Genomic DNA, 24,088 nt, shown 5'->3' with positions numbered 1-24,088 from the left:
AATTATGTGTTGAAAACTTTTCAATAAGCAGTTAAAAGAGAAAAAATGTCAGTAGTATCATGTTTTCCTTCCGGTTGTCCTTCTAGTGTATCTTCGGCACAATTTTCTACAAGCTGCAAACTCGCAGTGTGAAGTTCTTGCGGACGATCTGAGCATGGATTATAATTAATCAATCAATTGATCAATTATTGTGTTGGGGGAGACGAGGTATGGAAAGCGTGGTAAGTGCAACCCAGGCGCGTATTCATCTCGGCAAGCTCATCAGGCAGGTTTTGGCTGGTGAAGTGGTTGTAATTGAACATATCGGCAAACCTGCCGTGGTGGTTCTTTCAGTAGAGGAGTATACAAAACTCAAAGCGAAACGTCAGCGGGGCTGGAGGGAGACATTGGAGAAGATTTTTCAGCTCAACGCCCGAATACAGGCGCGCCCAGGAGGTACGTTGCCTTTGACGCCGCCAGCAGAAATTATTCAGGAAATCCGGGAGGAACGGGATGCCCAACTCAATAGTGTGTGTTGACGCCAGCTATGTGCTTCGACTCCTGGGCAGTGCCAGTCCTGAAGCAGCGCCGGTACAAATGTGGGTAGAGAGTCATGAGCAAGGAAAAATCGCTGTGGCGCCCGGACTATTGTATTATGAGGTGGTAAACGCCTTGCACCGGTATGTGGTCAAAGGTCAATTGACGGCAGCGGAAGCCAGGCAACTTCTGGAACTGGCCCTTGATCTCGAAATTGAATTGCACAGCGAGCTGGATATACACCACCAGGCCTTCAGGATGGCGGAAGAACTGGCATTACCGGCGGCTTATGATGCTCATTATCTAGCTCTCGCCAAACGGTTGGGGGCAGAACTTTGGACTGCTGATCAGCGTCTGGCCCGGGTTGCCAGCACTGTAGTTGATATTGTCGTGGTTCCGTGAGGGGCCAAGCAGGGGTTTGGCTTTAGCGGCGCTGGGGGCCGGGTCTGGCATCAGAAAGTATGGGAGTTCAATTCCATGGACGTAAAGGCCCGGCAGGTTTTAACCTTGTCGGGCCTCACTTTTTTACCGTCACGGCTACAAAACCTCGGACGAGGTGCGGCAGGGACAACTTCAAGTGCTGCCCCTGGCCGCCTGATTTAACCAAAAACTTTATCCAAACAATTGTTGACCTTTACACAGTCTGCTGATAATGCTCAGTTCGGTTGCGACCGCCTGTTTTGGCGCGGTAGAGGGCATCGTCGGCATACCGGATAATGCGATCATAGTGATCAATATCCTGCAATTGGCCTGCCCCCAGGCTGGCTACCCCGATACTGACTGTTGCCCGAATCACCTCTCCTTTTTCACCTACAATCTGATGCTGCGCCACCAGTTTTCGGATTCTTTCGGCGATAGCTATTGCCCCCGCCGCCTCGGTTTCCGGCAGCAAAACAATCAGTTCATCGCCTCCGTAACGGGCGGCCAGATCACTCAGACGACAGTTATCGTGTAATATTTGGGCAATATCGATGAGCAACTGATCACCCAGGAGATGCCCATACGTGTCATTGATGGCCTTGAAATGGTCGATGTCCAACATAATACAGCTCAGAGAACGGCGGTAGCGTTTGGCCCGCTCCACCTCCTGACCGAATTGCTCAAAAAAGAAACGGCGATTGTGCAACCTGGTAAGATCATCCACGGAGGCCATTTTCACTAATTTCTCTTGGGCTGCGGCAACCTTGCGGGTAAGTCTGGCAATAAAATAATATAATCCTCCCAATACCAGGAGAATCACCGCTAGACTCACTAATATCCAGACATAATCTCTCTGGTTGGGGTCGCTGAACAGGATCGCGGCGGCATCAAATCCGATCATGGTGTCCTGAGGTTCCACCTGCCACGATTGCCGGTCAAAGTACGAAATCTGACGCCGTGTTTCATAATTAATGTTCATCCGCAAACTGCGTTGCTGCCCCTTGCAGCACAAAGAGAAAAACGAAAATCATATTTGTCGGAGCGGGATTAGCCTGCCCCTACAAGGGATAACTCCAAAAATAAAGGACTTTCCGGGTGGAGACTATCAAAGAGTTATTTGAACATTTGAATATCTTACAAATAACGCGGGCAGCCTCTTTTCTGATACGGTTTAAGTTGCGCGAACCTCAAGCAGCCCAAATAAGCCCCTTAACAAGGCGCATGAAAGTCCTTCGAACGATTATTTTTTATCATGCGATCAGCAGAGATACAATCCTTTCCACAATTATAGAAAACGATGGGCGCGATAGGCCAAAGGCAAACCGGTTGTAGAAATATTTATCGCACACCGAAGCCGGTTTATCATTGACAAAGGCGGGAGGATTAAGTATGAATTAGATGTTGGTCAGCATCCCGGAACACGGTGTAAATCCGTGGCGGTCCCGCCGCTGTAATCGGGGACGAGGAGGGCGAAGGGAATATCCCGGCCACTGCCGCAGGCCACTGCGGTGGGAAGGTTGCGCCTTCAACGGTTAATCCGAAAGCCAGAAGACCTGCTGTTCCAGACACAATTTAGTGAACTGCTTATGGTAAAGGGAGTTCCGTATCATACGGGATTCCCTTTTTTATTTTAATCCTAAGGAGGATGGAAGATGCAACAAAAGGTCATTACCCCAGATTCTTCCAAAAAACTTGCCCCCATCGGTTACCGCTATAGCTGCAAATCCGATGGCACCAACACTGGCCTATCCCACTACATTCTGTTGGACAACAAGAAGTAAGATAAGGATGCACTCTTGAAACCTGCAACATCGCTTGCCGGGGTCTCTGCCAATGTGGGGCAGGGCCCCCGCTTTTCCCTGATGGATATCGGTCATCCCGATTACGCCGTCCTCATCGAAGGGGATACCGGTTTCTGGACCCTGGTTCCCCGGGCCGAGGCTGGAGAATACTTATTAGGCAACTTCATACCCCAGATATTCATGGAACACCAGGAACACTTTCAGCGGGAGATGCAAACCCTGCGCTTTGAGCTGATCCCCTCGGCGGTCTATTTTAACCCTACAGAACGATGCAACCTAAATTGCTCCTACTGTTATATCCCCAGCGACATCCGGCTCGGCGGGATGGATATGCCGCCGTTGCGGCTCCTCCAAGCATTAGAGATGTTGTCGGATTACTTCGGCCGTACCCTGCCGGAGGGTGTCATGCCGCAGATTATATTTCATGGCAGCGAACCGATGATGGTCAGGGATGCGGTTTTTGCCGGGATTGAACGATACGGCAACCGCTTTCGCTTCGGCATCCAGACCAATGGCACTATGCTGGACGATGCAGCATTAGCTTTTATCCAGGCGCACCAGGTCAGCCTGGGCCTCTCCCTGGACGCTCCGGTAGCGGATATTGCTGATCAAACGCGGAAAAACTGGCAGGGCCGCGGGGTATACGGTGTAGTAGCTCCTCTCTTGGACCGGTTAGCAGATTACCCAAACTACAGTGTCATCTGCACCGTCACCCAAACCAATGTAGACCGTTTGACAGACATGGTAGAATTTCTTCATGGCGCCGGTGTCAGGGTGGCCATGCTCAATCCGGTACGTTGCACTCAACCCGGAGGCCGTGATCTCAAACCGGATGACCAAGTCTTTGCCCGACACTTCAGTGCCGCCCTAGAGCGGAGCCATGATCTGTTTCAGGCCACCGGCCGCAAACTGGTCATCGCCAATTTTGCCAATATCCTCATAGGCATCGTAGCACCGTTGGCCCGCCGCCTGATGTGCGACATCTCTCCCTGCGGCGGCGGACGCTGTTTCTTTGCCCTGTCAGCCAGAGGTGACCTCTTCCCCTGCAGCGAGTTCATCGGCATCCCGGAATTTAGGGGGGGCAATCTCTTCAACACTCCGGTGGAGGACATCCTCAGAACCCGCCCCTTCCAGGACATGACCAGCCGCAAGGTGGAGGATTTCGAACCCTGCCGAAGCTGCGCCATTCGCCATTTCTGCGGTGCTCCCTGCCCTGCGGAGATTTATATGTGCTCTCAAACCCTGCATGCTCCGGCTCCATACTGCGAATTTTATGTGGAGCAGGCCAAGTTCGCTTTCCGGGTCATTGCCGCTGGTCAAGTAGACAACTATGTTTGGGATGGCTGGAAGGAGGGTACCGAACAGAGTTTTGCTCTCCCCACCATATCATCTATCTGACCTATTCGATCCCAATCTCCGGGTTTCCAATTGGAGAACAACTTATACCAATCCCCAATTAAAAAAGCAGGGCGAACCTTGTGTTCGCCCACATCTTTAGCAGAACACAGGATTCGCCCCTATAGCAATAGGTTCTAAGGAACACAACGAAGCATGAAAACAGAACCGTGGCGGCTGCTCACAATAATGCCTTTTCGGCCCACTGCCCACCGCTCACCGCCCACTGTTTTCATATAACGACAATGAGGTTTAGGTCTTGACGATGAGCAGCGGACAGGGCGCCTGGGTCATCACCTGCTCGGTAACGCTTCCCATGAAGAGGCGCTTGAGGCCCGTCCGGCCGTGGGAACCCATGATTATAAGATTAACCTGCTCTTCCCGGCCAAGGTCCACAATGGCTTTTGGGGCCTTGCTTACCCGCAGGAATTCGCGGGTGGCGATGCCCATGGCCTCGGCCTCGGTCTTGACTTCGGAAAGGTAGCCTTTGACGCCCCGCATTAGATTATCTTTGAGGTTGACGTCGCCATACAGTTGAAATGGCAGGTCCAGGGCTGAGAGGATCAGCAATTCGCTGTTATATGACTTCGCCAGGTCCAGGGCGCGATCTACGATCTTGACGCTGGCTTCCGAACCATCCACGGCCAGCAAGATCTTTTTCCAGTTCAGGCTCGCATGTTCCGGAATAACCAGCACATCCTTTGTGCTGTAGCCGATAACCTTGGCCGTGGGGCCACTCATAAAGAATCGTATAATTCCCTGGTCTTCGCGTAAACCCATAACAACCAGGTCAAAGTCTTCACTGGCAGCGATGTCGGCAATTACCTCATGAGGCTCGCCCACCGGACAGGCTACCGATATTTCTACCCCCGCCTCGGCGGCCAGGTCCAGGGCCAGGGACGCGGCTTGGTCACACGGGGCTCGCATGAGCTTCTCTATCTCACCCACCCCGGCAAACCGCAGGTCACCATGATAGGGCGGCACAACCGAAATAACCGAGATACCGTTTTGGGTCAGTTTGAAGGTTTCCTGCAAGGCGTGCAGACTTGATGCAGCCCCATCAACCGGCACCAGTATTTTCTTATATTTTGCCATAATTTTCGCTACCTACGGTAAGATGCAGCCTCTCTGCCCTTTTGGCCTTTACCATCGCCCCGATGATGATCACTGCACCGGTGAGCAGAGCAATGCACATAGAGATAAAGCTGGCCGAGTTTAATATCGTGAGGAGACCGTCATCCCAGTTTAGCACTCCGAGTTGCTTGAGATACTTGGGAATGGCCAGACCACGACTTACCGCCACGATGAGCATAATTGTTCCCATGACGATTTTGATCATGTGCTCTTTGACATAGGTAGTGCCGATGGCGCCCAACTGCACTCCTAAAAGAGAGCCGGCCAGAATAATCAGGGTCAGGCGGATATCCACCATGCCCATAATCGCCCACTTAACAGTTCCGCCGAAACCCATGATAAAGGCAACCACCAGCTCGGTAGCCGAAGAGATCAGAGAGGAGGCGCCGATCACATAGATCATACCGGGCACGCCGATAAATCCCCCCACGGCAATAGTGGCAGCCAGCACGCCGGTGGCAAAACCCACGGGCAGCACAAACCATAACGAGATATTTACATCAGCGGTTTTAAAGTAGATCATGGGAGGTAGGTTAATTTTCTGGAGCTTTTGCGCCAGCGTTACCGTCAACTCGGTCTTCTCCGACCTATCACTCTTCATGGCATCCCAGAAGACATACCCGCCTACCACAATGAGCACGACGACAAACGAAATGCTCACGTACAGGTTGGAGCCGGCCTGCCCCCAGGCCGCCAGAATCATTTCCTGAACCTTGATACCCAGATATACCCCCACGGACGCCGAAGAGGCCATGATCAATCCCATTTTGATATCTACCTGGCCATACTTCCAGCGTTTATAGGCGCCTACCATGGCCTTGGGGAATTTATGGCACATGTTGCTGGCTACCGCTACCGGCCCGGCGACCCCCAGGCTCATCATGCCGGGCGTCAGGACAAAAGCCCCGCCGGAGCCGATAAAACCGCTTACCAGACCGCCAATAAAGCCAACAATAAACAAGAAACTGATGTTGAGCACATTAAGATCGATGAAATTAATAACTTCTCCTTCCACTGTCGCCTCCTTTAAAGTGATCCGCTGTAACAGGGAATATGATAAGGGTGATACACTCCACGCTAATGCCAGCCCTTCTCAGGGACCTGTGGAGGAGCGGGGTAACCCCGCTCCTACGATTCGATGACGAATAATGTTTCTGCAGGATTAAGCGTTCAGGCGCAGCTCCGGCCGGGGGCGTTTCCTCGCCACAGGCCGCTTGGCAGCCGTCGGCTGGACCGTCTGTTTGGGCGCCTCAATACCTAAGGCCGACCAGAAGTAGTTGGCGAAGGCGCCGTGAACAAAAGAAACCGCAAAGACCGTAATGATCGGCAATGCCGCATACCAGGCCCCCCGGGTAAAATATTTCATCACCGTATCCGTATTCAAGAAAACTGCGGCATACATAACCGCCGAAAGGGCGCCGAAACCGACTACCTGGATCAGGTTTTTCCTTCTGCTTGCATTCTGCTTCGCCATGACCATATCTCCTTTTTTCCCGGTAATTAAAAACATTGGCAGGGTTACTGCTTCAGTACCTTTTTCATCCCCGGTTTCTGCTCCGGTGATGACAAACTCGATTCTTTTTACTTCCTGGTTTAATTCCTCTACCGCCTGATTGAGCTCCCCGAAATTTATTAGGTGCCAACACTGCACGCCTTTGGCAGCCGCCTGGCGCTGCAGATCGGTAAAGCCGCTGGCCGCCCGACGCTTAAAGAGCTCCTGGCGAGACAGGCGAAAAGGGGAAAAACGGTTTTTTAGGGGCGCTAAAGAGGGACAGACATTCATGGCAATGATGTCATTGTTCAACCGTTGGGCGACATTGAGGGCATACTCCGTAGCCGCCCGATCAAACTTCTCCCCGTCACTGACCAAGAGAATCTTCCGACTGTGAGGAGAGATAACCGCCGTTGCGGTGGCCATCCGACTACTTTGAATGCCGGACTCTCGGTTCACCCTGTTCTTATCCCGTTTCTGTGGTTGATCTATACGACGCCTCATGGTTTGAACCCTTCTAATATGGTTAGCGTCACCCTACTTCTCCATATGTCCGCCAATTCTTACTTTGTTTATATTCAAATGTCATGCCAGTCCATTCTATATACGATATCTCTATAATATAACTACATAATTAATATATCGCAAGATAGTGTCTCCCTGACAGCCCTAGTTGCAATCTGCAACGCAACTTAGTTACAAGCTAAATAACCCTGTTTAAACAAACAGTTAATCAAAGCAACACCAGAAGTTAACTTCCATTGCAAATTGCAACAATTAGTGGACCGTCTTGCCAAATAGCCATTATTATCGACCGGAACACAGTGAATGACCTTAACCTCCCAGAGCCCTAAGATTCCTTACTACGCTCCAAATGACCGAAGCGGGGGAAATGAGTTCAGCAGCAGCCTTAGGGGAAATGGTATGTTGGCCCTAAAATTCCTGCCGACAAGAAATTTCAGCCTGTGCTATTGACACTTGCTCCGAGCTGAAAATACTTTTATAATCAGGGTTAATTAGGTCTTGGGACCCAGAAGAAAAGGAAAGGCCAAACCGATGATCTTCTTTCGCAGGTCTGACGAGGATCGACCCCGCTCGGCTCAGGAGTTGAGTGACGTCCGAGCGGCTATTCAAAAAGCCAATCTGCCGGAGTCGGTGGCTGCAATAGCCTTAAAGGAGCTGGAGCGGGTAGAGAAGACCGATCCCTCCGTGGCGGAGTATTCCATCGGTCTCAACTACCTGGATTATCTCATTTCTCTTCCCTGGAACAGCTTCACCGAGGATAATCTGGATCTCCGGCGGGCTGAGCGAGTTCTCGCCTTCAAGCATTACGGCCTGGGGCACATCAAAGAGCGCATCCTGGAATACCTGGCAGTGCGCACCCTCTGCAGCCTGCAGAGTTCCAACCTCCTGGTAGTGGATGATGAGGAGATAGCCCGAACCAACCTTGAGTATATCTTGCGTAAAGAAGGGCATCAAGTCAGTACGGCGGCCAATGGCGCCGAAGCTTTAGAGAAGGTGAAGGCTCAGAACTTTGACGTTATTGTCACGGACCTGAAGATGGATCAGATGGATGGCCTGCAGTTGTTGGAAAATGTCAAAAGGGTTTCGCCTCATTCCGAAGTAATCATGGTCACAGGGTTCGCCACGGTAAGCACAGCGGTGGATGCCCTGAAGAAAGGGGCTGCCCACTATCTCTCCAAACCGATCAAGTTGGAGGAACTGCGTCAGACGGTAAGGGAACTCGTAGACCGCAAGCGGCATTTTCAACTGACGCGGGGACCTATTCTCTGTTTTGCCGGGCCGCCGGGTACCGGCAAGACTTCCATCGGACAGGCCATAGCAGAAGCCTTGGAGCGCAAATTCGTGCGCATGTCTCTAGCCGGCCTGCGGGATGAGGCGGAATTGCGGGGGCATCGGCGGACATATGTAGGGGCCATGCCTGGCCGCATCATTAATGAGATTCGCCGCCTGGGGGTTAAAAATCCAGTCTTCATGCTCGATGAGATAGACAAGATCGGCCAGGATTTTCGCGGCGACCCGGCCTCGGTGTTGCTGGAGATTCTCGATCCCCAGCAGAACAGCCACTTTGTTGATCATTACGTAGACGTCCCCTTCGATCTATCGAGTGTCATGTTCATCACTACCGCCAATGTAGTGGAAAACCTTCCTGGCCCCCTGCTGGACCGCCTCGAGGTGATTAACTTTTCAGGTTATACAGAGAACGAAAAACTCCACATTGCCCGCGATTTTATCATTCCCCAAACCTTGCGGGACTCCGGCCTGACCGCTATGGCGCCGGTTTTCACTGATGAGGCCATTGTTAGGATCATCTCCGATTATACCCGGGAAGCGGGTCTAAGGAATCTGGAGAGGGAGATCGCCAATGTCTGCCGCAAGCTGGCTCGGGTCTGTCTCCAGAGTAAAACTACACCCGGCGAGCTGGTCGTGGATGCTGAACTGGTAGAAACTTTACTGGGTCCCAGAAAATACACCCATGAAGTGGCGGAGGCGGAAAACCGCGTAGGCGTCACCACCGGCCTGGTCTGGACAGAATTTGGCGGCGAAATTATCTTTGTGGAAGCAACCGGTATGAAGGGCAACAAACAGCTTATCTTGACCGGATCCCTGGGAAACGTCATGCAGGAGTCGGCGCAAACCGCCTTAAGCTACGTTCGTAGCAACGCCACCAACCTCGGGGTCGACCCCGACTTTTTCGCCGGCAGCGATATTCACATTCATTTCCCGTCCGGCGCCATTCCGAAAGACGGACCCTCGGCGGGGGTAACCATCGCTCTGGCCCTGATCTCACTTCTAACGGGCCGGCCAGCCCGTCGGACGGTGGCTCTCACCGGAGAGATAACCTTGAGCGGCCGCATCCTCCCGGTCAGCGGGGTCAGGGAAAAGATATTGGCCGCCAGCCGGGCCGGGGTGCGTACGGTGGTGTTTCCCAAACCTAACGAAGTCGATATTCAAAACCTGGAGGAAGATGTCAAAAAGGAGCTGGAAATTGTATTGGCAGAAGAGATCGATCCATTAGTAGATGTAGTTCTGCTCCCCGCCCCATAAGGTCAACCGGTTTGAAACTGGTCTATTTGCTGCAGCCTTATCGTCGCGGCGTACCCAAATAAGGCCGAGGATTTAAGGTTCCAGATCAAACCGTTTTAGCTTGCGCCAGAGTGAGACGCGGTCAATTCCTAATATTTCCGCTGCCTTAGTCTTATTGCCCTCTACCTGGGCCAACACCCATTCAATATAGTCCCTTTCATTCTCTTCCAGGGTATGAAACTCCTTTTTCCGATGCCGCTGGACGTGATATTGGTGTTTCTGAAGATCGGGGGAGAGGTGGCCGATTTCAATAATCGGTCCGGTTGACAGGGTTACCGCCCGCTCGATAATATTTTCTAATTCCCGAACGTTGCCGGGATATTCGTAGTTCATGAGAATGGTCATAACTTCAGGCGAGATACCTTCCACACGTTTTTTCTGGCTTTCGGCAAACTTCGTGAGGAAATGTTGACACAATAGCGGGATATCATCCCGGCGCTCTACCAGCGGTGGAACGTAAAGGGTAATGACATTCAGACGGAAGAAGAGGTCCTGCCGAAAAGTTCCCAGATCCACCTCTTGTTTCAGATCTTTATTGCTGGCGGCAATAATCCGCACATCTACCGGCAGCTCTTCGGTTCCTCCAACCCGCAGGAAGGTCTTCTCTTGCAAAACTCGCAGTAACTTGACCTGCATCACGGGCGGCATATCCCCGATCTCATCAAGAAAGAGCGTGCCGCCGTTGGCGGCTTCCAGCAGACCCCGTTTAATCCCGCGGGCGCCGGTAAAGGCCTCCCGTTCATGGCCGAAGAGTTCATTGGCTAATAGTTCGGCGGTAAAAGAGCCGCAGTTGATAGCCAAAAACCGTTTTTCAGCCCGATTGCTGAGATGGTGAACGGCTTTAGCCACCAGTTCCTTGCCGGTGCCGGTCTCTCCCTGGATCAGGACAGTACAGTCCGTAGGCGCAATCTGGCGGATGGTTTCCTCCAGGGCCAACATCTTGGTACTCTTGCCGACCAACCAGGGAAAACCCTGCTGCACCTGGCGCTTCAGTTGGCTTACTTCCTGTCTGAGCCATCTCTTTTCGAGGGCCTTTCGCACGAGAATGCGAACTTCTTCGATTTTATAAGGTTTGGCCAGATAGTGGTAGGCCCCTTTCTGCATGGCCTCCACCGCCGAAGTCACTGTGGCGTAACCGGTAATTACAATCACTTCGATATCAGGTTGGAGTTCTTTGGCTCTGGCCAGCACCTGTAAACCGTCAATCTGCTGCATACGCAAATCCGTCAGAACCAGGTCAAACTCGCCCTGGGCCAGCTCTTCATAAGCCAAGGAGCCGTTCTCTACCGCGACGGTCTCATACCCCTCCTTCTCCAGGACGTGTTGCAGGTTTTCCCGACTGATGGTTTCATCTTCGACGATCAGGATGCGGGCTGGGTTCATGCCGCTAAAACCTCCGGTTCGGGTTTAGACTTCGGTGGCAGGGGCAGGCTGATAGTAAAACGCGTTCCTTCCCCCGGTTTACTTTCCACGGTGATGGTGCCCCGATGTTTTTCCACAATCCCGTACGCAATCGATAAACCCAAACCGGTACCGAGACCTACTTCTTTAGTGGTGAAGAATGGGTCAAAAATCTTATCCAAAGCCTCTGGTGGAATGCCAACCCCGGTATCTTCTACCGTAATCATCGCCTGTTGTCTGGCTTCATCTGCCCAAGCCGCAATCTTGATCTGCCCGGGCAGTTCCTCGATAGCTTGGGTGGCATTGAGCAACAGATTGATAAACACCTCCTGCATGCGTTGCACGTCTAGATCGAGAATCAAGTCATCCGGCACCTGTTGGATTATTTCTACGCCCGGCGGCGCCTGACTTGCCACCAGACGTACCGCTCGGGCAATGACGTCCCTTAAAACCGTCGGATTCAGGGAAAAATCCCGCACCCGGGAAAATTCAAGCAGACCTTTGACAATATCACGCGCCCGGTGGACTTCCTGTATCACATTGGTCAGCATCTTGTGCATAAATTCATGATTGCAGATATCCAATTCTTCGAGGACAATCTGGCAAGAAGTGGAAATATTATTCAAGGGGTTATTTAATTGATGGGCGATGCCTGCCGTCAAAACCCCCAAGGAAGACATCTTTTTAATCTGCACCAATTGGTTCTGCCGTTTTTCCAATTCAGCAATCATACGGTTAAAAGCCGTCACCACCTGTTGCGTTTCGTCACGGGTATTCAATACCGGTAAGGGGCGGAAATTCCCCTGGGCAATGCGGAGGGTGGTCTTCTCAATAACCTCCAAGGGTTTAATAACCTTGCGGCTGACAATGAAGGTCAAAAAAACTCCGAATACCAGAAAAATTGATAGAGAATAGAGGAGCTGCGTCTTCAATGTGCGCAAAATCTCCAAGATGCGCTGCCGTTCGTAGACCACAACCTGGGACGATAGCTCCACGAGGATCTTACCATGTTCCCGCAATTTTTCTTCCAGGGCCTCTCGCTTCTTTCTATCAGCCTGATCCATAACTTCTGATAGGGACGCTATTTTGTCCACAGTCTCTTTATAGGCCCCCAGGGCTTTCTTCATGAGATCAAACTGCGGCAACAGCTTTAATTTCTGCCCCTCGAAAACCAGGTTATCCAGAACCCTCTGAGCCGCTTGCAGATATTGCAGATTCTCTCTAAGATCGGCTGAAGAGCCATAGAGGAGATAATTCTTTTCATACCTCCGGATCTCTAACGTTGTATTACTTAAGTCATCGGCAATCTCCACCACATGTTGTTTCAGTTCGATCTGATGCAGATAATAATATGAAATTGCCGCAATGGCCACCACTGCCATAATACTAACCACTAAACCAACTATTACTTTCTGCCGAATATTTAATGAAAATGGCAAGAGCCAACCGGTCATTGCCTTAACTCCTTTGGCGGTCCAACTTGGAAAGCATCGCTTTTCGTAACACTTCAGTTTTTTTTAGCGAATACAAGATTCACCGCTACGGATGGGCCGGTCGGTGCTGTAGTGCTGTAGGGTGGGCACCGCCCAGCATTCCTTGATCTATTCTCTTCCTCAATCCCTCCTCCGGCAGTTTTTAATGATGATTTTGCCGTCAATCTCGATAAATGCCTCATTGCCCTTCAACCATACTGAGGTCCTGCCATTGCTGTACCGATCCCCTGAGGCCGAAACAACCCTCGGAAGTTTCATAGGTTTGCCCTCTAAAGTGAGTAAAACGCTGTCCTCATCGGGCAGCAAGGTCAGGGTGAAACTCTTGCCATCTTCGCACAGATAGTTAAATACCTTCGAGGATTGGGTGCATTCGGCATCGCCCGTCGTAACAGCCCCGAGGTCGCTCCGAACCAATCCGAGCAGTATTAATGCTGCCGACGCCAGTCCGATCAGGATTGCCTTAACGCTCCGATTGCTTTCCATTCCCGGCATGTTTAACGTCCTTTCGCTGTTTTTAAAAGTCTAACATATTCGCTTTAATCAGGAAAGATGCTATCTGGGAGCGAGCCTTTCAGCATTTAATGCCTCTTATTGGCGGAGATACGCCAATGGTGCCATGGATCAGGGTCCAAGGTCCCTTGTTAAAAGTCGGTATTGGGGGCAGCGGGTTACGGCCTCTACACAATTCCTCCCAGCTTAACGGCCAACGCAGGGGTGAGCCGAAAGGATTGCCCGGTTGGCCGGATAGAGGCAAAAAAAACCCTCTTCCTGGTAAGAAGAGGGCTGGAAAGAGGATACGGGATATATCATTCCGCCATCGTCACTAGCTGCTGTATCCGATAACCCTTCTCAGCTTGTGCAGCAGATCGGTGGCATCGCTCGGACCTGGCAATTGCGGCAGCCGGCCGAGAACTCCTAAACCCTCGCTCTGTTCATGAAACTCTTCATCTGACAACGGACTGACTACGACTGTATTTACCATGGCATTTATTGCCAGAAGCTTTTGAACAAGATCCAAAGGGCTACCATCAGGCAGATCAGCGTCAAACACTATGAGGTGCACCGAAGGCGCACGACCGGCTTCAAGGGCCTCGGCACCGGATTGGACCAGCCTGAGGTTTACCTCTTGGTCAGACGACAGGGCTTCGGAGAAGGTCTTAAAAGCCTCCGGGCGTGTAGTAGTAAGAATTATATTGAGCATTCTTCATCCATCCGTCAGAGGCGTGATTATAATCCCAGATTGCGAAACTCTCCGGTAATAATCGGCAATGGCCTCTCCTAAGGTGTTTACCGCTAGGCGGGCACAATGCAAGTGGTCTTCCGGCAGCCCTCCCAGGGCGTTCACCACATCTTGGGGCTCCAAGTCCAAGGCTTGATCCACATTTCGACCTTTGGCCAATTCGCTCATGGCGCTAGCGCAGACCAGGGTATACACACACCCCCGAGGAAGGACCTTGATATCTGCAATGTTTTCCATCTCGATCTGCAGCGATACCTCTATAGAATCGCCGCAGACGCCGACAGCAGTACCTCTGCCACTCGGGTTTTTTATAGCACCGATATTTTTTGGATATTTCGCTATTCGGAAGAACTGCTCTCCTACTTCACCCGGCACCGGAAAATCATCATCAGACACGGTAGATCTCCTTTTCTGATGATCAGAATCTTCCCATGTGCATCATGCCGCCACCGCCCCCACCGCAGGTAAATTCAGTAGTAAACCGCGGTAACCTTCCATTTATCAGGGCATCCAGGGCCTCTCCCACCGTTTGCGTCTCCCCGCCGTATAAGACGTCAATCCCTACCTGATTGAACCCCATGAGAGGTCGCATCCCCATACCACCGGCAATGAGAACCTGCACGCCATGCCGTGCTAAATGATTGACCGGAGCCATGCACCCCCCCTGCTCGTGCGGTACATTGGGTAACGTGGCCACTTCCTGCACCTGGCCGTCAGTAATTTTTACCACCGTGTAGAGATCACAATGACCGAAATGGGCGCCGAGATGGGCCTCAAGTCCACCAGGAAAAGACGAAGGGATGGCAACAACTACACTTTGCATCATATTCTCCTACAAGTATTATTTTAGGGCGTCAGCGTACTGGTTTGTAGCCCGAACCGACACCTTAACTCAAATATATAATTATATCGGAGAAGATAATCAATATCAAGACCGATTTTTTATCAGCCCAGCGTAATTTCAATGTCTTAAACTCTTGACTCTTACGATAGTCGCCCTCCCCCCGCATCCGAGGTGATATGAAAACTCTTTGCACCCAGAAAGGTAATAACCGCGATGGTTTCGTGATTCCCTAAAAACGGACCTTAATGAGGAGAGCTGCATTTTTCCAGCAGGCACACCGACGAGCCAAAAAAAAAACCAGCCCTCTGGCCGGCTTTTTTTGTGAAATTTTCTTTTCTCGGCTTAGAGTACATATTTTACTGCCATACGGGCTAACTCCACAACCTGATTTGGGAATACGCCAAAACCGATAATGATCCCGATCAGACCAACGCTGGTCAGGCGGATAACATTTGATGGCTGAATAACCGGCAGGTCGCCTGGTTCCAAAAAGTAGGCCGCATATACCACTTTCAAATAGTAGTAAAGAGATATCGTGCCGTTGACGGCGCCAATAAGGACCAGCCAGAAATAGCCTTGACTCATGGCTGAGGTGAAGATAAGGAGCTTTCCAGTGAATCCGATTGACGGGGGTACACCCGCCAATGAGAACAGACCGAGCATTAAGGCCAAAGCCAACAGCGGAGAGCGTTGATAAAGTCCGGCAAACTCTACAATCTTGAGGTCTCTTCCATCACCTGCTACTTCGGAAAGCACCATGAAACAGGTGAAGTTCATGATAAGGTATGCTACCGCATAATATATCACACCGGTGTATCCAGGTTCACTCAGTGTCAAGATCCCCATCATTATATAGCCGGCATGGGCAATTGAGGAGTAGGCCAGCATACGCTTGAAGTCTTTTTGAATAATTGCCACCAGATTGCCCAGGGTCATAGAAATAATCGACAAAAATACCAGGACCTTGGCAAAGGAGTAGCCATAGGGGCCGCCCAACGCCGCAAAACGCAACAGTACGGCCACAGCCGCCGCCTTGGAGGCGGTGGCGATATAAGCCACTAATTGATTGGTGCCCCCTTGGTAGACATCCGGCGCCCAGAAGTGGATAGGGAAAATGGACAATTTAAAGAAAAAACCGGCCAGCGAGAGGACAATCCCTAATAGGCCAACAGGGCTATGCACCAGTGCCGGCAGCCTCATCATGACATCGGCAATATAAGTGCTGTGCACCGCCCCGAAGATGTAGCTGAGACCGAAGAGCATAAAACAGGAGGAAACGGCGCCGATAAAGAGGTATTTGATGCCCGCCTCTACGTCGATGCCGTCTCCCCGGCGCATCGGCACCAGGATATATAGGGAATACGAAGCCAGTTCGAGGGAGACGTATACGGTCAGAAGCTCTACGGCGCTGACCAGCATCATCATCCCAACCGTACAGGTAGTCAGGAATAAATAAAACTCTGCATGGGAGCGCTCTTCGACATCCGCCAGATTGTGGGAGATAAGGGCTACCAGAAACAGGCCCAGGGCCAGAGCTGCTTTAAATATCTGGCTGAAGAGATCGACCTTGTAAGCCGCGAAAAAGAGTTCTCCTTGCTGAAAGAGGCACAGGGAAGAAACGAGAACGCCGCCTCCAGCTAGTGCGAGAAAAATCTGAAAGTCACGCTTTACATTCACCTGTTGGCGCAAGGTACGAAAGAATAACGCCAACCCCATGAGCAAATAGTAGAGTTCCGGTGCGAACAGAGCAGCATTCATAGCTTACAACCCACTTATGAACGGCGCCACCGCCGTTTTGATGACGTCCAACATCAGGCTCGGGAAGATGCCGAACAAGATCAATGTGGCAATAAGAATCATCCGGGGCAACCCCAGGAAGGGGCTGACGTCCTCAAAGTGTATAAATTTTGGATTGGGTTCATTATAGAAGGATGTTTGAACCACCCGCAGGGCAAAAAGAGCGCCGACGACAATTGAAGCCAGCGCGATCAAGCCGCCTATGCCGAATACCTTTACCGCAGCAATGAAGACCAGCAGTTCGGCCCAGAAACTGGCGAATCCAGGAAGGCCGGCGCCGCACAACGCCGCGGTGATAAAGAAGGCCGAGGCCACCGGCATGATCTTACTAAACCCTCCTAATAGGTGAATGTCTCGAACGTGCGTGCGATCATAAATGTATCCCACGGCAGAGAAGAAGAGGGCCGTCATGACGCCGTGGGAGAACATCTGAAACACCGAGCCATTGAGGCCGTCCATAGTTCCGGTGGCCAACCCCAAGGCCACGATTCCCATGTGAGAAACTGACGAGTAGCCGATAACGTATTTTAGATCAGTCTGGGCCAACCCAACGAAGACCCCATAGACAATACCGCAGATAGCCAGGAGCCCCATAAGTTGCGACCAATACTGGAATCCTTCCGGGCAGAGATACATCGGAACCCTTAGGATGCCATAGGAGCCGAGCTTCATCAACACGCCGGCGTGCAGCATACTGACTGCGGTGGGAGCGGCCACATGGCCTACCGGCGACCACGTGTGGAACGGCCACATCGCCGCCAAAACACCAAATCCGAACAGGAGCAGGACAAAGATGATCTTTTGCATTTCTGGCGGGAAATGCACCCCATGCAATTTAATCAGATCGAAGGTGTATAGCCCGGATGTGGAGTATAACAACAGAATTCCAGGAATAATCAACCCGCTGCCCGCCATCAGATAGAGGGTCAGCTTCATAGCCGCATATTCTTTCCGTGTGGAACCCCAGATCAGGATAAGAATATACATCGGGACAACGGCGATTTCATAGAACAGAAAAAAGAAAAAAATGTCCATCGACATGAAGACACCGAAGACGCCGGTGACCAGGAACAACATAAAGGCAAAGTATTCTTTGACCCGATTTTCCAACTCCCACATGGTAAGCACACCGGTAAATATGACGATACCGGTAAGCAGCAACAGCGGCGCGTTAATACCATCGACACCGACGAAAAAGGTTATGCCGAACGACTTCACCCATTCGTATTTTTCGACAAACTGCAATCCCCCTAAGACCTTGTCATAACCGACGAACGTGTAGATTGATAGGCCCAGAGAAATTCCCGCCGAGACCAAGGAAACGGCGCGGATGAGGAATTTCTGCTCCTCCTTGAGAAGCACAATAATAAAGAGGCCTATGGCCGGCGACAATACCATGCAGGTCAGATAAGGAAAACTAGCTAGATGCTCCACCATAGAAAGCCATCCTAGAACGTATTTGCAATAATAATTAACGCCAAATGCGGTTATCGGCCCGTGACCAGGTACAGGCCCACTCCCGCCACCACCAGCACCATGAAAAGTAGGTTAAGTTGGAGTAGAGCAGTCTGAAAACGAGACAGATAACGGCCACTCCCCACAGTGGAAAAAGCCACCGCATCAACGCCGCCATCTACCACCCGGCGGTCATTGTACGTAAACCACTTGGAGAACGTGCCGTAAATAAATGCATTTAAAAACCAGCGCCAGAAATGATCCATATACCACTTTTGGATAAAAAAGTTTTCCAATACCGGAACATAACTCAGGAACCCAACACACTTGGCCTTTTTCGCTCCCCAGTCCCGCCAAGCCAAGCCGATGCCGAGCAAAGCGGCGCTCACAGCGCTAACCAGCAGGGGAATACTGATCTCATGGTGACCGGCATGGCCGGTAAGGAACTTTTCCAGGTGGCCTTGCATAAACCCGAGCGTCAGGGTGAAGCAGGCTAATATAAGCAGCGGTATGTTCATGGCCCAATCGCCGCCATGCGCTTCTGCATGACCGTGACCATGACCGTGTTCCTCGGCATGGCCGTGGGCCTCGGCAATCTTAAAAATCGGTTCGCGCGGAAAGAGCATGACAAAAATTACCCGGAAGGTGTAATAGGCGGTGAGAAAAGCGCCAAACAGACCGGCAAAGAGGAAGAACTTGTTGTCTAAATGGGCTAACGCCCCCAAGATGCCTTCTTTACTGAAGAAACCGGCCAGTGGGAAGATCCCGGCCAGAGACAGGGCGGCAATGGTTATGGTGATCATAGGGATTTTCAATTTCTTCCCACCTTGGGCTGCCATTATAAAGAAGTCATTGGTGCCAAAATGGTGTATGAAGACCCCGGAACAGAGGAACAATAGCGCCTTAAAGGAGGCATGGGTAGTAAGATGATAATAACCGGCGAAATAACTCCCGGCAGCCAGCCCCATGACCATGAACCCAAGCTGGCTGACCGTGGAATAAGCCCAGACCTGCTTAATATCGGAGGCTACCATACCGATTGTGGAGGATAGCAGGAGGGTGATTGTCCCAATAATCAGCGCCACCATCATGGCTTCGGATGAGGCGCTGAAGAAGGGATATATGCGGGCCATGAGATAAACCCCGGCGGCCACCATGGTAGCAGAATGGAGCAGGGCGCTGACCGGCGTCGGGCCTTCCATGGCGTCGGGAAGCCAGACATGGATCGGAAACTGGGCGCTCTTACCCATGATACCGCAGAATATCAACAGGGCCGCAGTGGTAATGAGCCAGCCGGGCATCGATTGAGCCACGGCAGCGCTGTTCACCTGGTTTATCTCCAGGTTGCCATAATAAATGGTTAAAAAGGCCAGACCCATGAAGAAACCGACGTCTCCGAAACGTGTCACCACAAAGGCCTTTTTGCCGGCCTCGGAGGCCGAGAATTTTTCATACCAGAAACCGATGAGCAGGTAGGAGGCCAGACCGACCATCTCCCAGCAGATATAAAGCTGCAACAGACCGCTGGAGATGCTCAAGGTCAACATGGAAAAGGCGAACAGAGACAGAAAGGCGTAGAACCGGCCGAAGCCGGGGTCGCCGCCCATATAGCCGATAGAGTAGACCTGCACCAGCCAACTGATCGTAGCCACGATGGTAAGCATAAGCAGACTGGTGGGATCCAGCAGAAACCCAAAGGGTATCTTCACCATGTCGGAATAAAGCCACTGCAGGTTATAAATGAGAGGCTTCTCTATACCCCAGTATTTAATGAGCAGCCACCAGGCGATAACCAGGGGAATGGTGGACCCCGTCAACGATATCCCTAAAGAGAGTTTCGGATTCTCCCGGGTGAAGATCATAATTACGCCAAAACAGAGTATAGGAAGAATCGAAACCAACAAACATGCCTGAAACGTAGCATCGAAAAACTGAACCGCCATCCTTAACCTCGCAGTTCGTTGACATTTTCAGCGTTGATGGACTTGAGCTTGCGATAAACCGCGACAATAATACTCAAAGCAATGGCCGCCTCTGCCGCAGCTACCGCCATGATGAACAGGGTAAAGATCTGCCCTACCGCCGGGTCGGGTGCCAGAAACCGGTTAAAGGCCATAAAATTAATACCGGCGGCATTGAGCATCAGCTCCACGGAGATCAGCACGGCGATGAAGGAGCGCCTCGCCAGGACACCATACATCCCGATGGCGAACAGCAGCACCGCAATATAGAGATAGGTTTGGAGATTGTCATACATAGTCGAATCCTATCACCTCGGACGCTTAAGAATCAGCCCGGTTGCGGCCATTGCGGGCATTGACGATGGCGCCCAGCATGGCAACCAGCAGCACTAAAGAGATAACCTCAAAGATGAGGGCATAGCGGGTAAGCAGATAATGCCCGATGGTGGCTATTGACCAATCATCACCCCGCACTGAGGCCGGAATCCAGTCGGTTTTCTTGATGAGCAGGCTGAGCATCAAAAAGACCACCCCCGCTCCCAGACCGGCACCGGCAATTTTAAGAGGCTTACGCGGGGGCTTGGGTAAATAGAGCGGTTCGGAGAGCATAATAGCAAAACAGATGGCAATACAAATAGCCCCCACGTAAATCAAGATTTCCATCATAGCCAAGAACGGACTATTGAGATATACGAAAATGCCGGCCACCCCGAAGAGCGACAAGGCCAGTCCCAAAACGTTATGGAAGATGTTGCGGGCGCCCACGGCGATGATCGCGCCGCCGAAGGTGACGGCCAGAACCCCGAGGAAACTGAGATTGGAAAGATCAAAAATGGCGCTCATGCTGCACCCTCCCCAGTGGCGACTTCAGCCTTAACCTTAGGTTCTTCAGGTTCGGGTATGGGGGGAACCTCCTCCGCCAAACCCAAGGCCCGCTGTTGCGCCTGCAACCTGGCCATGACGTCAATCACCATATCTTTCCGGCTATAGCCGGCAAGCCGGTATTCATCCGAAAATTTGAGGGCGTTGGTAGGACAGACTTCAACGCATAGACCACACAGGCTGCATAAAGAATAATCGAGTTGATAGGTCACTGCCCGTTTCTTTTTACTACCGGCCACCTTGACCCCGGTGACGGTAATCACCTTAGAGGGGCAGGTGCGCATACAGTTCTCGCAGGCGGTGCACCGATGCGACCCAGTCTCCTCGTCAATGATAAATTCTATATGTCCCCGGTAGCGCGGGCTGAGAGTTAATTTCTCCCGGGGATATTGCACTGTTACGATCGGCTTAACGAAATAGCGGATCGTTACCGCCAAACCCGCCAGCAGGCTTATAAATCCGTTTACGGTTTCCTTAACATAGGCCATCATTGCAGCAAACCTTTACATGTACACGACTTTAGAGTAATGCTCCCACCTGACCGAATTATAAGATCTTAATGACCAGGGCCGTCACAAGGAGATTCACAAAGGCTAGAGGTATTAAAACCTTCCACGAAAAAGTGATGAGTTGATCAAACCGCAGCCGCGGAAAGGTCCAACGGAACCACATTATAATGAAAATCATCAGGTAAACTTTGATTAAAAACCAGACCACGGGAGGAAGGACGGGGCCCCGCCATCCGCCCAGGAAGAGGACGGTGGCCACCGCCGAGACGATAAACATATTGGTATATTCCGCCAGGAAGAAGATGGCGAAACGCATACCGGAATATTCCGTATGGAAACCGGCCACCAACTCTGATTCGGCCTCCGGAATATCAAAGGGGGCCCGGTTGGTCTCCGCTGTAGCGCAGGTAATATACAGGATGAAGGCCAAAGGCTGTAGGAAGATATTCCAGAGCACGGATTGTTGCGCCACAATATCCGACAACCTGAAGGAACCGGCCATCAGAATAATGCTCATGGCAGTGATCAGTAAAGGAATTTCATAGGCAACATTCTGGGCTACCGAGCGGATGGCGCCGAGAAGGGCATATTTGTTATTGGAAGACCATCCGGCCATGAGGATGGCCAACACCGATAAGGCCCCGAAGGCGAAAATCAGCAGCAGACCGACATTTATGTCTCGGATTACGAGGGCAGGTGAAAAGGGAATGACCAGAAAGCTGACCAGCACGGGGAGGAACATCACAATCGGGGCCAACAGATAGATTATTTTGTCGACGTCTTCCGGCGTAATCAATTCCTTCCCGATCAGTTTGAGGGCGTCGGCGATAGTCTGCAAGGCCCCGTGGAACCCTACTTCCATCGGCCCCGGCCGGAGCTGAATGTGCGCCGAGACTTTCCGTTCCATCCAGATTAAGAACAGGGCGTTGACGGAGACCAGGCCGATAACCCCGATCAGGCTGACCACCAATCTCGCTCCTTCGGCTACTAAGAACTGCATCGAGTTATCCTCATCACATCAGATTCCGGTATGGCGGGTGGTGATTAACCGTGTATAACCGCCATTACCTGTCAACCGCGCTTATCGATCAATCTCTGGAATCACCAGGTCAATAGAGCCTAAAATGGCAACTGCATCGGCCACCATGGTATTTTTAATGAGCTCCGGCAAGATACTCAGGTTTGAGAAACAGGGTACCCGAAGCTTTATCCGATACGGCTTGACGTCACCCTTGCTCACGATATAGCAGCCAAACTCCCCCCTGGCCGTCTCAACGGCAGTGTACACTTCACCTTCGGCCGGTTTCAGACGTTTCGGCACCTTCTCCGCCATAATCGGGCCGTTGGGAATCTTATCCAGGGCCTGCTCGATAATCCTCAGGCTCTGTTCCATTTCCCGCAACCGGACGAGATAACGATCCATGATATCCCCCCGCTCCCCGGTGGGAATCTCAAAATCGAACAGGGGATAGGCGGAAAACGGTTCACTGCGGCGGATATCGTAGGCGATGCCACTGCCGCGCAGGTTCGGGCCGGTGACGCCGTACTTCAGAGCCAATTCCGGGGTCAGGATGCCCACATCCCGTGTACGATGGATAAAGATGACGTTCTTGGTAACCAGATCGTCATAATCGTCCCAGCGGCTGCGTAGACGTTGAATAAAGGCTCGGCACCCGGCGGTGAATTCATCGTCAATATCCACCGGCACTCCGCCGAAACGATAAAAACAATAGGTCAAACGGGAACCGGTAAGCCGATCCAGTAGGTCCAAGATCTGCTCCCGGTCATCGAAGCAATAGAGAAAGGGAGTAAAAGCCCCCAGGTCCATCAGGTAGGCGCCGAACCAGAGGAGGTGGGAGGAAAGGCGGTTCAGTTCACTGGTGATGACCCGGATAAACTCCGCCCGCTCCGGCGGGGTAATCCCGGCCAGCTTCTCCACCGCCATGCAGTAGCACTGGTTATAGGCCAGGGCATGCAGATAATCCACCCGCCCCATGTTGGGCAGATACTGTTGATAGGTCCGCAATTCGGCCATCTTTTCATGCGCCCGATGCCCATAGCCGATTACCGGATCGGAGTTGATAATAAATTCGCCATCCATCTCCAGCACGATGCGCAGGACACCATGGGTGCTGGGATGCTGCGGCCCCAGATTCAAATAGAAAGTCTTCTCTTCAACACCTTTTTCCAGCATCATCTTAACTGCTCGCAACGAAATCTTTGAGAAGCGGGTGGAAATCGGCATCCTCGGGCAGAATCAGATTTTTCAGATTCGGATGACCCGTAAAGGTGATGCCGAACATCTCGAAGACCTCCCGCTCAAACCAGTCGGCGGCGGGATAAATATGGCTGATGGAGGGTGCCGCAACCCCCTTGGCCAGGGATGCATGCACCACGGTACGGCAGAGATAGCGATACGAGGCAAAAAAGTATACCAGGTCAAAGGATTCCACCAGATCAAGCGCCGTTAGAGATTCCAAAAAACATTCGTGCTTGAGCATAGCTTCAGCCACCGCCGCCATCTGCTGAAGTTCGGCCTCCGCCCGCACATGGCAGCCGGTTTTGACATACTCCGCCTCCATCGCCTTGTCTGGACCGAGGATGGATTGCAGACTCTGTATAATCGTTTGAGGCGTCAT

24 protein-coding genes and 1 riboswitch are annotated in these 24,088 nt (G+C 51.7%); of the genes, 5 read left to right on the top strand and 19 right to left on the bottom strand.

The features are described 5' to 3' along the window. Positions 1-209: 209 nt before the first annotated feature. Together DESAC_RS06085 and DESAC_RS06080 are read left to right on the top strand one after the other, a co-directional pair. Positions 210-518, top strand: coding sequence for a type II toxin-antitoxin system Phd/YefM family antitoxin (locus DESAC_RS06085; RefSeq protein WP_013706198.1), 309 nt, complete (start codon positions 210-212; stop codon positions 516-518). Next, entirely contained in the window at positions 493-918 is a 426-nt protein-coding gene (locus DESAC_RS06080; RefSeq protein ID WP_013706197.1) for a type II toxin-antitoxin system VapC family toxin, read from the top strand. The genes DESAC_RS06085 and DESAC_RS06080 overlap by 26 nt, the downstream gene beginning before the upstream one ends. A 232-nt stretch (positions 919-1,150) precedes the next feature. Here the strand turns inward: DESAC_RS06080 and DESAC_RS06075 are convergent, their stop codons facing one another. Further along, positions 1,151-1,915: a GGDEF domain-containing protein gene (locus tag DESAC_RS06075; RefSeq protein ID WP_013706196.1), complete on the bottom strand. Its 765-nt coding sequence runs from the start codon at positions 1,913-1,915 to the stop codon at positions 1,151-1,153. Positions 1,916-2,304: 389 nt separating this feature from the next. Then, a riboswitch (cobalamin riboswitch) is annotated at positions 2,305-2,511 on the top strand. A 77-nt stretch (positions 2,512-2,588) separates the two neighbouring features. Between DESAC_RS06075 and cbpA the strand changes: the two genes are divergently transcribed. Further along, on the top strand, positions 2,589-2,717 hold the full coding sequence (cbpA, locus tag DESAC_RS15705) for a modified peptide precursor CbpA (RefSeq protein WP_013706195.1): 129 nt from the start codon (positions 2,589-2,591) through the stop codon (positions 2,715-2,717). 15 nt (positions 2,718-2,732) lie between these two features. After that, positions 2,733-4,136, top strand: coding sequence for a peptide-modifying radical SAM enzyme CbpB (gene cbpB / locus DESAC_RS06065; protein WP_013706194.1), 1,404 nt, complete (start codon positions 2,733-2,735; stop codon positions 4,134-4,136). Between the two features lie 249 nt (positions 4,137-4,385). On the opposite strand, the gene DESAC_RS06060 is transcribed toward cbpB, so the two are convergent. The 3 genes from DESAC_RS06060 to DESAC_RS15140 all read right to left on the bottom strand — a co-directional run bounded on the left by DESAC_RS06060 (position 4,386) and on the right by DESAC_RS15140 (position 7,263). Then, complete coding sequence (locus tag DESAC_RS06060; RefSeq protein ID WP_013706193.1) at positions 4,386-5,228, bottom strand: universal stress protein; 843 nt, start codon at positions 5,226-5,228, stop codon at positions 4,386-4,388. Then, positions 5,215-6,282, bottom strand: coding sequence for a sulfite exporter TauE/SafE family protein (locus DESAC_RS06055; RefSeq protein WP_013706192.1), 1,068 nt, complete (start codon positions 6,280-6,282; stop codon positions 5,215-5,217). Before DESAC_RS06055 ends, DESAC_RS06060 begins: the two co-directional genes overlap by 14 nt. A 147-nt stretch (positions 6,283-6,429) precedes the next feature. Next, positions 6,430-7,263, bottom strand: coding sequence for a putative universal stress family protein (locus DESAC_RS15140; RefSeq protein WP_013706191.1), 834 nt, complete (start codon positions 7,261-7,263; stop codon positions 6,430-6,432). A gap of 552 nt (positions 7,264-7,815) precedes the next feature. Between DESAC_RS15140 and lon the strand changes: the two genes are divergently transcribed. Further along, entirely contained in the window at positions 7,816-9,828 is a 2,013-nt protein-coding gene (lon, locus tag DESAC_RS06045) for an endopeptidase La (RefSeq protein ID WP_013706190.1), read from the top strand. A 72-nt stretch (positions 9,829-9,900) separates the two neighbouring features. Here the strand turns inward: lon and DESAC_RS06040 are convergent, their stop codons facing one another. From DESAC_RS06040 to DESAC_RS15135, 15 genes are all read right to left on the bottom strand, one after another. Beyond that, positions 9,901-11,250, bottom strand: coding sequence for a sigma-54-dependent transcriptional regulator (locus DESAC_RS06040; protein ID WP_013706189.1), 1,350 nt, complete (start codon positions 11,248-11,250; stop codon positions 9,901-9,903). Beyond that, complete coding sequence (locus DESAC_RS06035; RefSeq protein ID WP_013706188.1) at positions 11,247-12,722, bottom strand: sensor histidine kinase; 1,476 nt, start codon at positions 12,720-12,722, stop codon at positions 11,247-11,249. The genes DESAC_RS06040 and DESAC_RS06035 overlap by 4 nt, the downstream gene beginning before the upstream one ends. Positions 12,723-12,881: 159 nt before the next feature. After that, entirely contained in the window at positions 12,882-13,253 is a 372-nt protein-coding gene (locus tag DESAC_RS06030) for an MliC family protein (RefSeq protein ID WP_013706187.1), read from the bottom strand. Positions 13,254-13,584: 331 nt separating this feature from the next. Then, positions 13,585-13,962: a response regulator gene (locus tag DESAC_RS06025; protein WP_013706186.1), complete on the bottom strand. Its 378-nt coding sequence runs from the start codon at positions 13,960-13,962 to the stop codon at positions 13,585-13,587. Between the two features lie 3 nt (positions 13,963-13,965). After that, on the bottom strand, positions 13,966-14,397 hold the full coding sequence (locus DESAC_RS06020; protein ID WP_013706185.1) for an iron-sulfur cluster assembly scaffold protein: 432 nt from the start codon (positions 14,395-14,397) through the stop codon (positions 13,966-13,968). A gap of 22 nt (positions 14,398-14,419) precedes the next feature. After that, the gene (locus DESAC_RS06015; RefSeq protein WP_013706184.1) at positions 14,420-14,824 is read right to left on the bottom strand and encodes a NifB/NifX family molybdenum-iron cluster-binding protein; all 405 of its coding nucleotides are present in this window, start codon (positions 14,822-14,824) and stop codon (positions 14,420-14,422) included. 363 nt (positions 14,825-15,187) lie between these two features. Continuing rightward, positions 15,188-16,603, bottom strand: coding sequence for an NADH-quinone oxidoreductase subunit N (locus DESAC_RS06010; protein WP_013706183.1), 1,416 nt, complete (start codon positions 16,601-16,603; stop codon positions 15,188-15,190). A 3-nt stretch (positions 16,604-16,606) separates the two neighbouring features. After that, positions 16,607-18,079, bottom strand: a complete 1,473-nt coding sequence (locus DESAC_RS06005; protein ID WP_013706182.1) for a complex I subunit 4 family protein — start codon at positions 18,077-18,079, stop codon at positions 16,607-16,609. A 50-nt stretch (positions 18,080-18,129) separates the two neighbouring features. Further along, the gene (locus tag DESAC_RS06000; RefSeq protein ID WP_013706181.1) at positions 18,130-20,040 is read right to left on the bottom strand and encodes an NADH-quinone oxidoreductase subunit 5 family protein; all 1,911 of its coding nucleotides are present in this window, start codon (positions 20,038-20,040) and stop codon (positions 18,130-18,132) included. Between the two features lie 2 nt (positions 20,041-20,042). Next, a complete protein-coding gene (nuoK, locus tag DESAC_RS05995; RefSeq protein ID WP_013706180.1) occupies positions 20,043-20,354 on the bottom strand; it encodes an NADH-quinone oxidoreductase subunit NuoK in 312 nt (103 codons plus the stop codon). 25 nt (positions 20,355-20,379) lie between these two features. Next, positions 20,380-20,901 carry an NADH-quinone oxidoreductase subunit J family protein gene (locus tag DESAC_RS05990; RefSeq protein ID WP_013706179.1) on the bottom strand — a complete coding sequence of 174 codons (522 nt, stop codon included), beginning with the start codon at positions 20,899-20,901 and terminating at the stop codon, positions 20,380-20,382. After that, complete coding sequence (locus DESAC_RS05985) at positions 20,898-21,431, bottom strand: NuoI/complex I 23 kDa subunit family protein (RefSeq protein WP_013706178.1); 534 nt, start codon at positions 21,429-21,431, stop codon at positions 20,898-20,900. Before DESAC_RS05985 ends, DESAC_RS05990 begins: the two co-directional genes overlap by 4 nt. A 55-nt stretch (positions 21,432-21,486) precedes the next feature. Next, on the bottom strand, positions 21,487-22,449 hold the full coding sequence (gene nuoH / locus DESAC_RS05980) for an NADH-quinone oxidoreductase subunit NuoH (RefSeq protein WP_013706177.1): 963 nt from the start codon (positions 22,447-22,449) through the stop codon (positions 21,487-21,489). Positions 22,450-22,530: 81 nt separating this feature from the next. Then, a complete protein-coding gene (locus tag DESAC_RS05975; RefSeq protein WP_013706176.1) occupies positions 22,531-23,646 on the bottom strand; it encodes an NADH-quinone oxidoreductase subunit D in 1,116 nt (371 codons plus the stop codon). 1 nt (position 23,647) lies between these two features. Beyond that, a complete protein-coding gene (locus tag DESAC_RS15135) occupies positions 23,648-24,088 on the bottom strand; it encodes an NADH-quinone oxidoreductase subunit C (protein WP_013706175.1) in 441 nt (146 codons plus the stop codon).

Origin of the sequence: Desulfobacca acetoxidans DSM 11109, from assembly GCF_000195295.1 — a bacterium.
GTDB classification, from domain to species: Bacteria; Desulfobacterota; Desulfobaccia; order Desulfobaccales; family Desulfobaccaceae; genus Desulfobacca; species Desulfobacca acetoxidans.
This window is presented reverse-complemented; position numbering and strand designations above follow the sequence as displayed.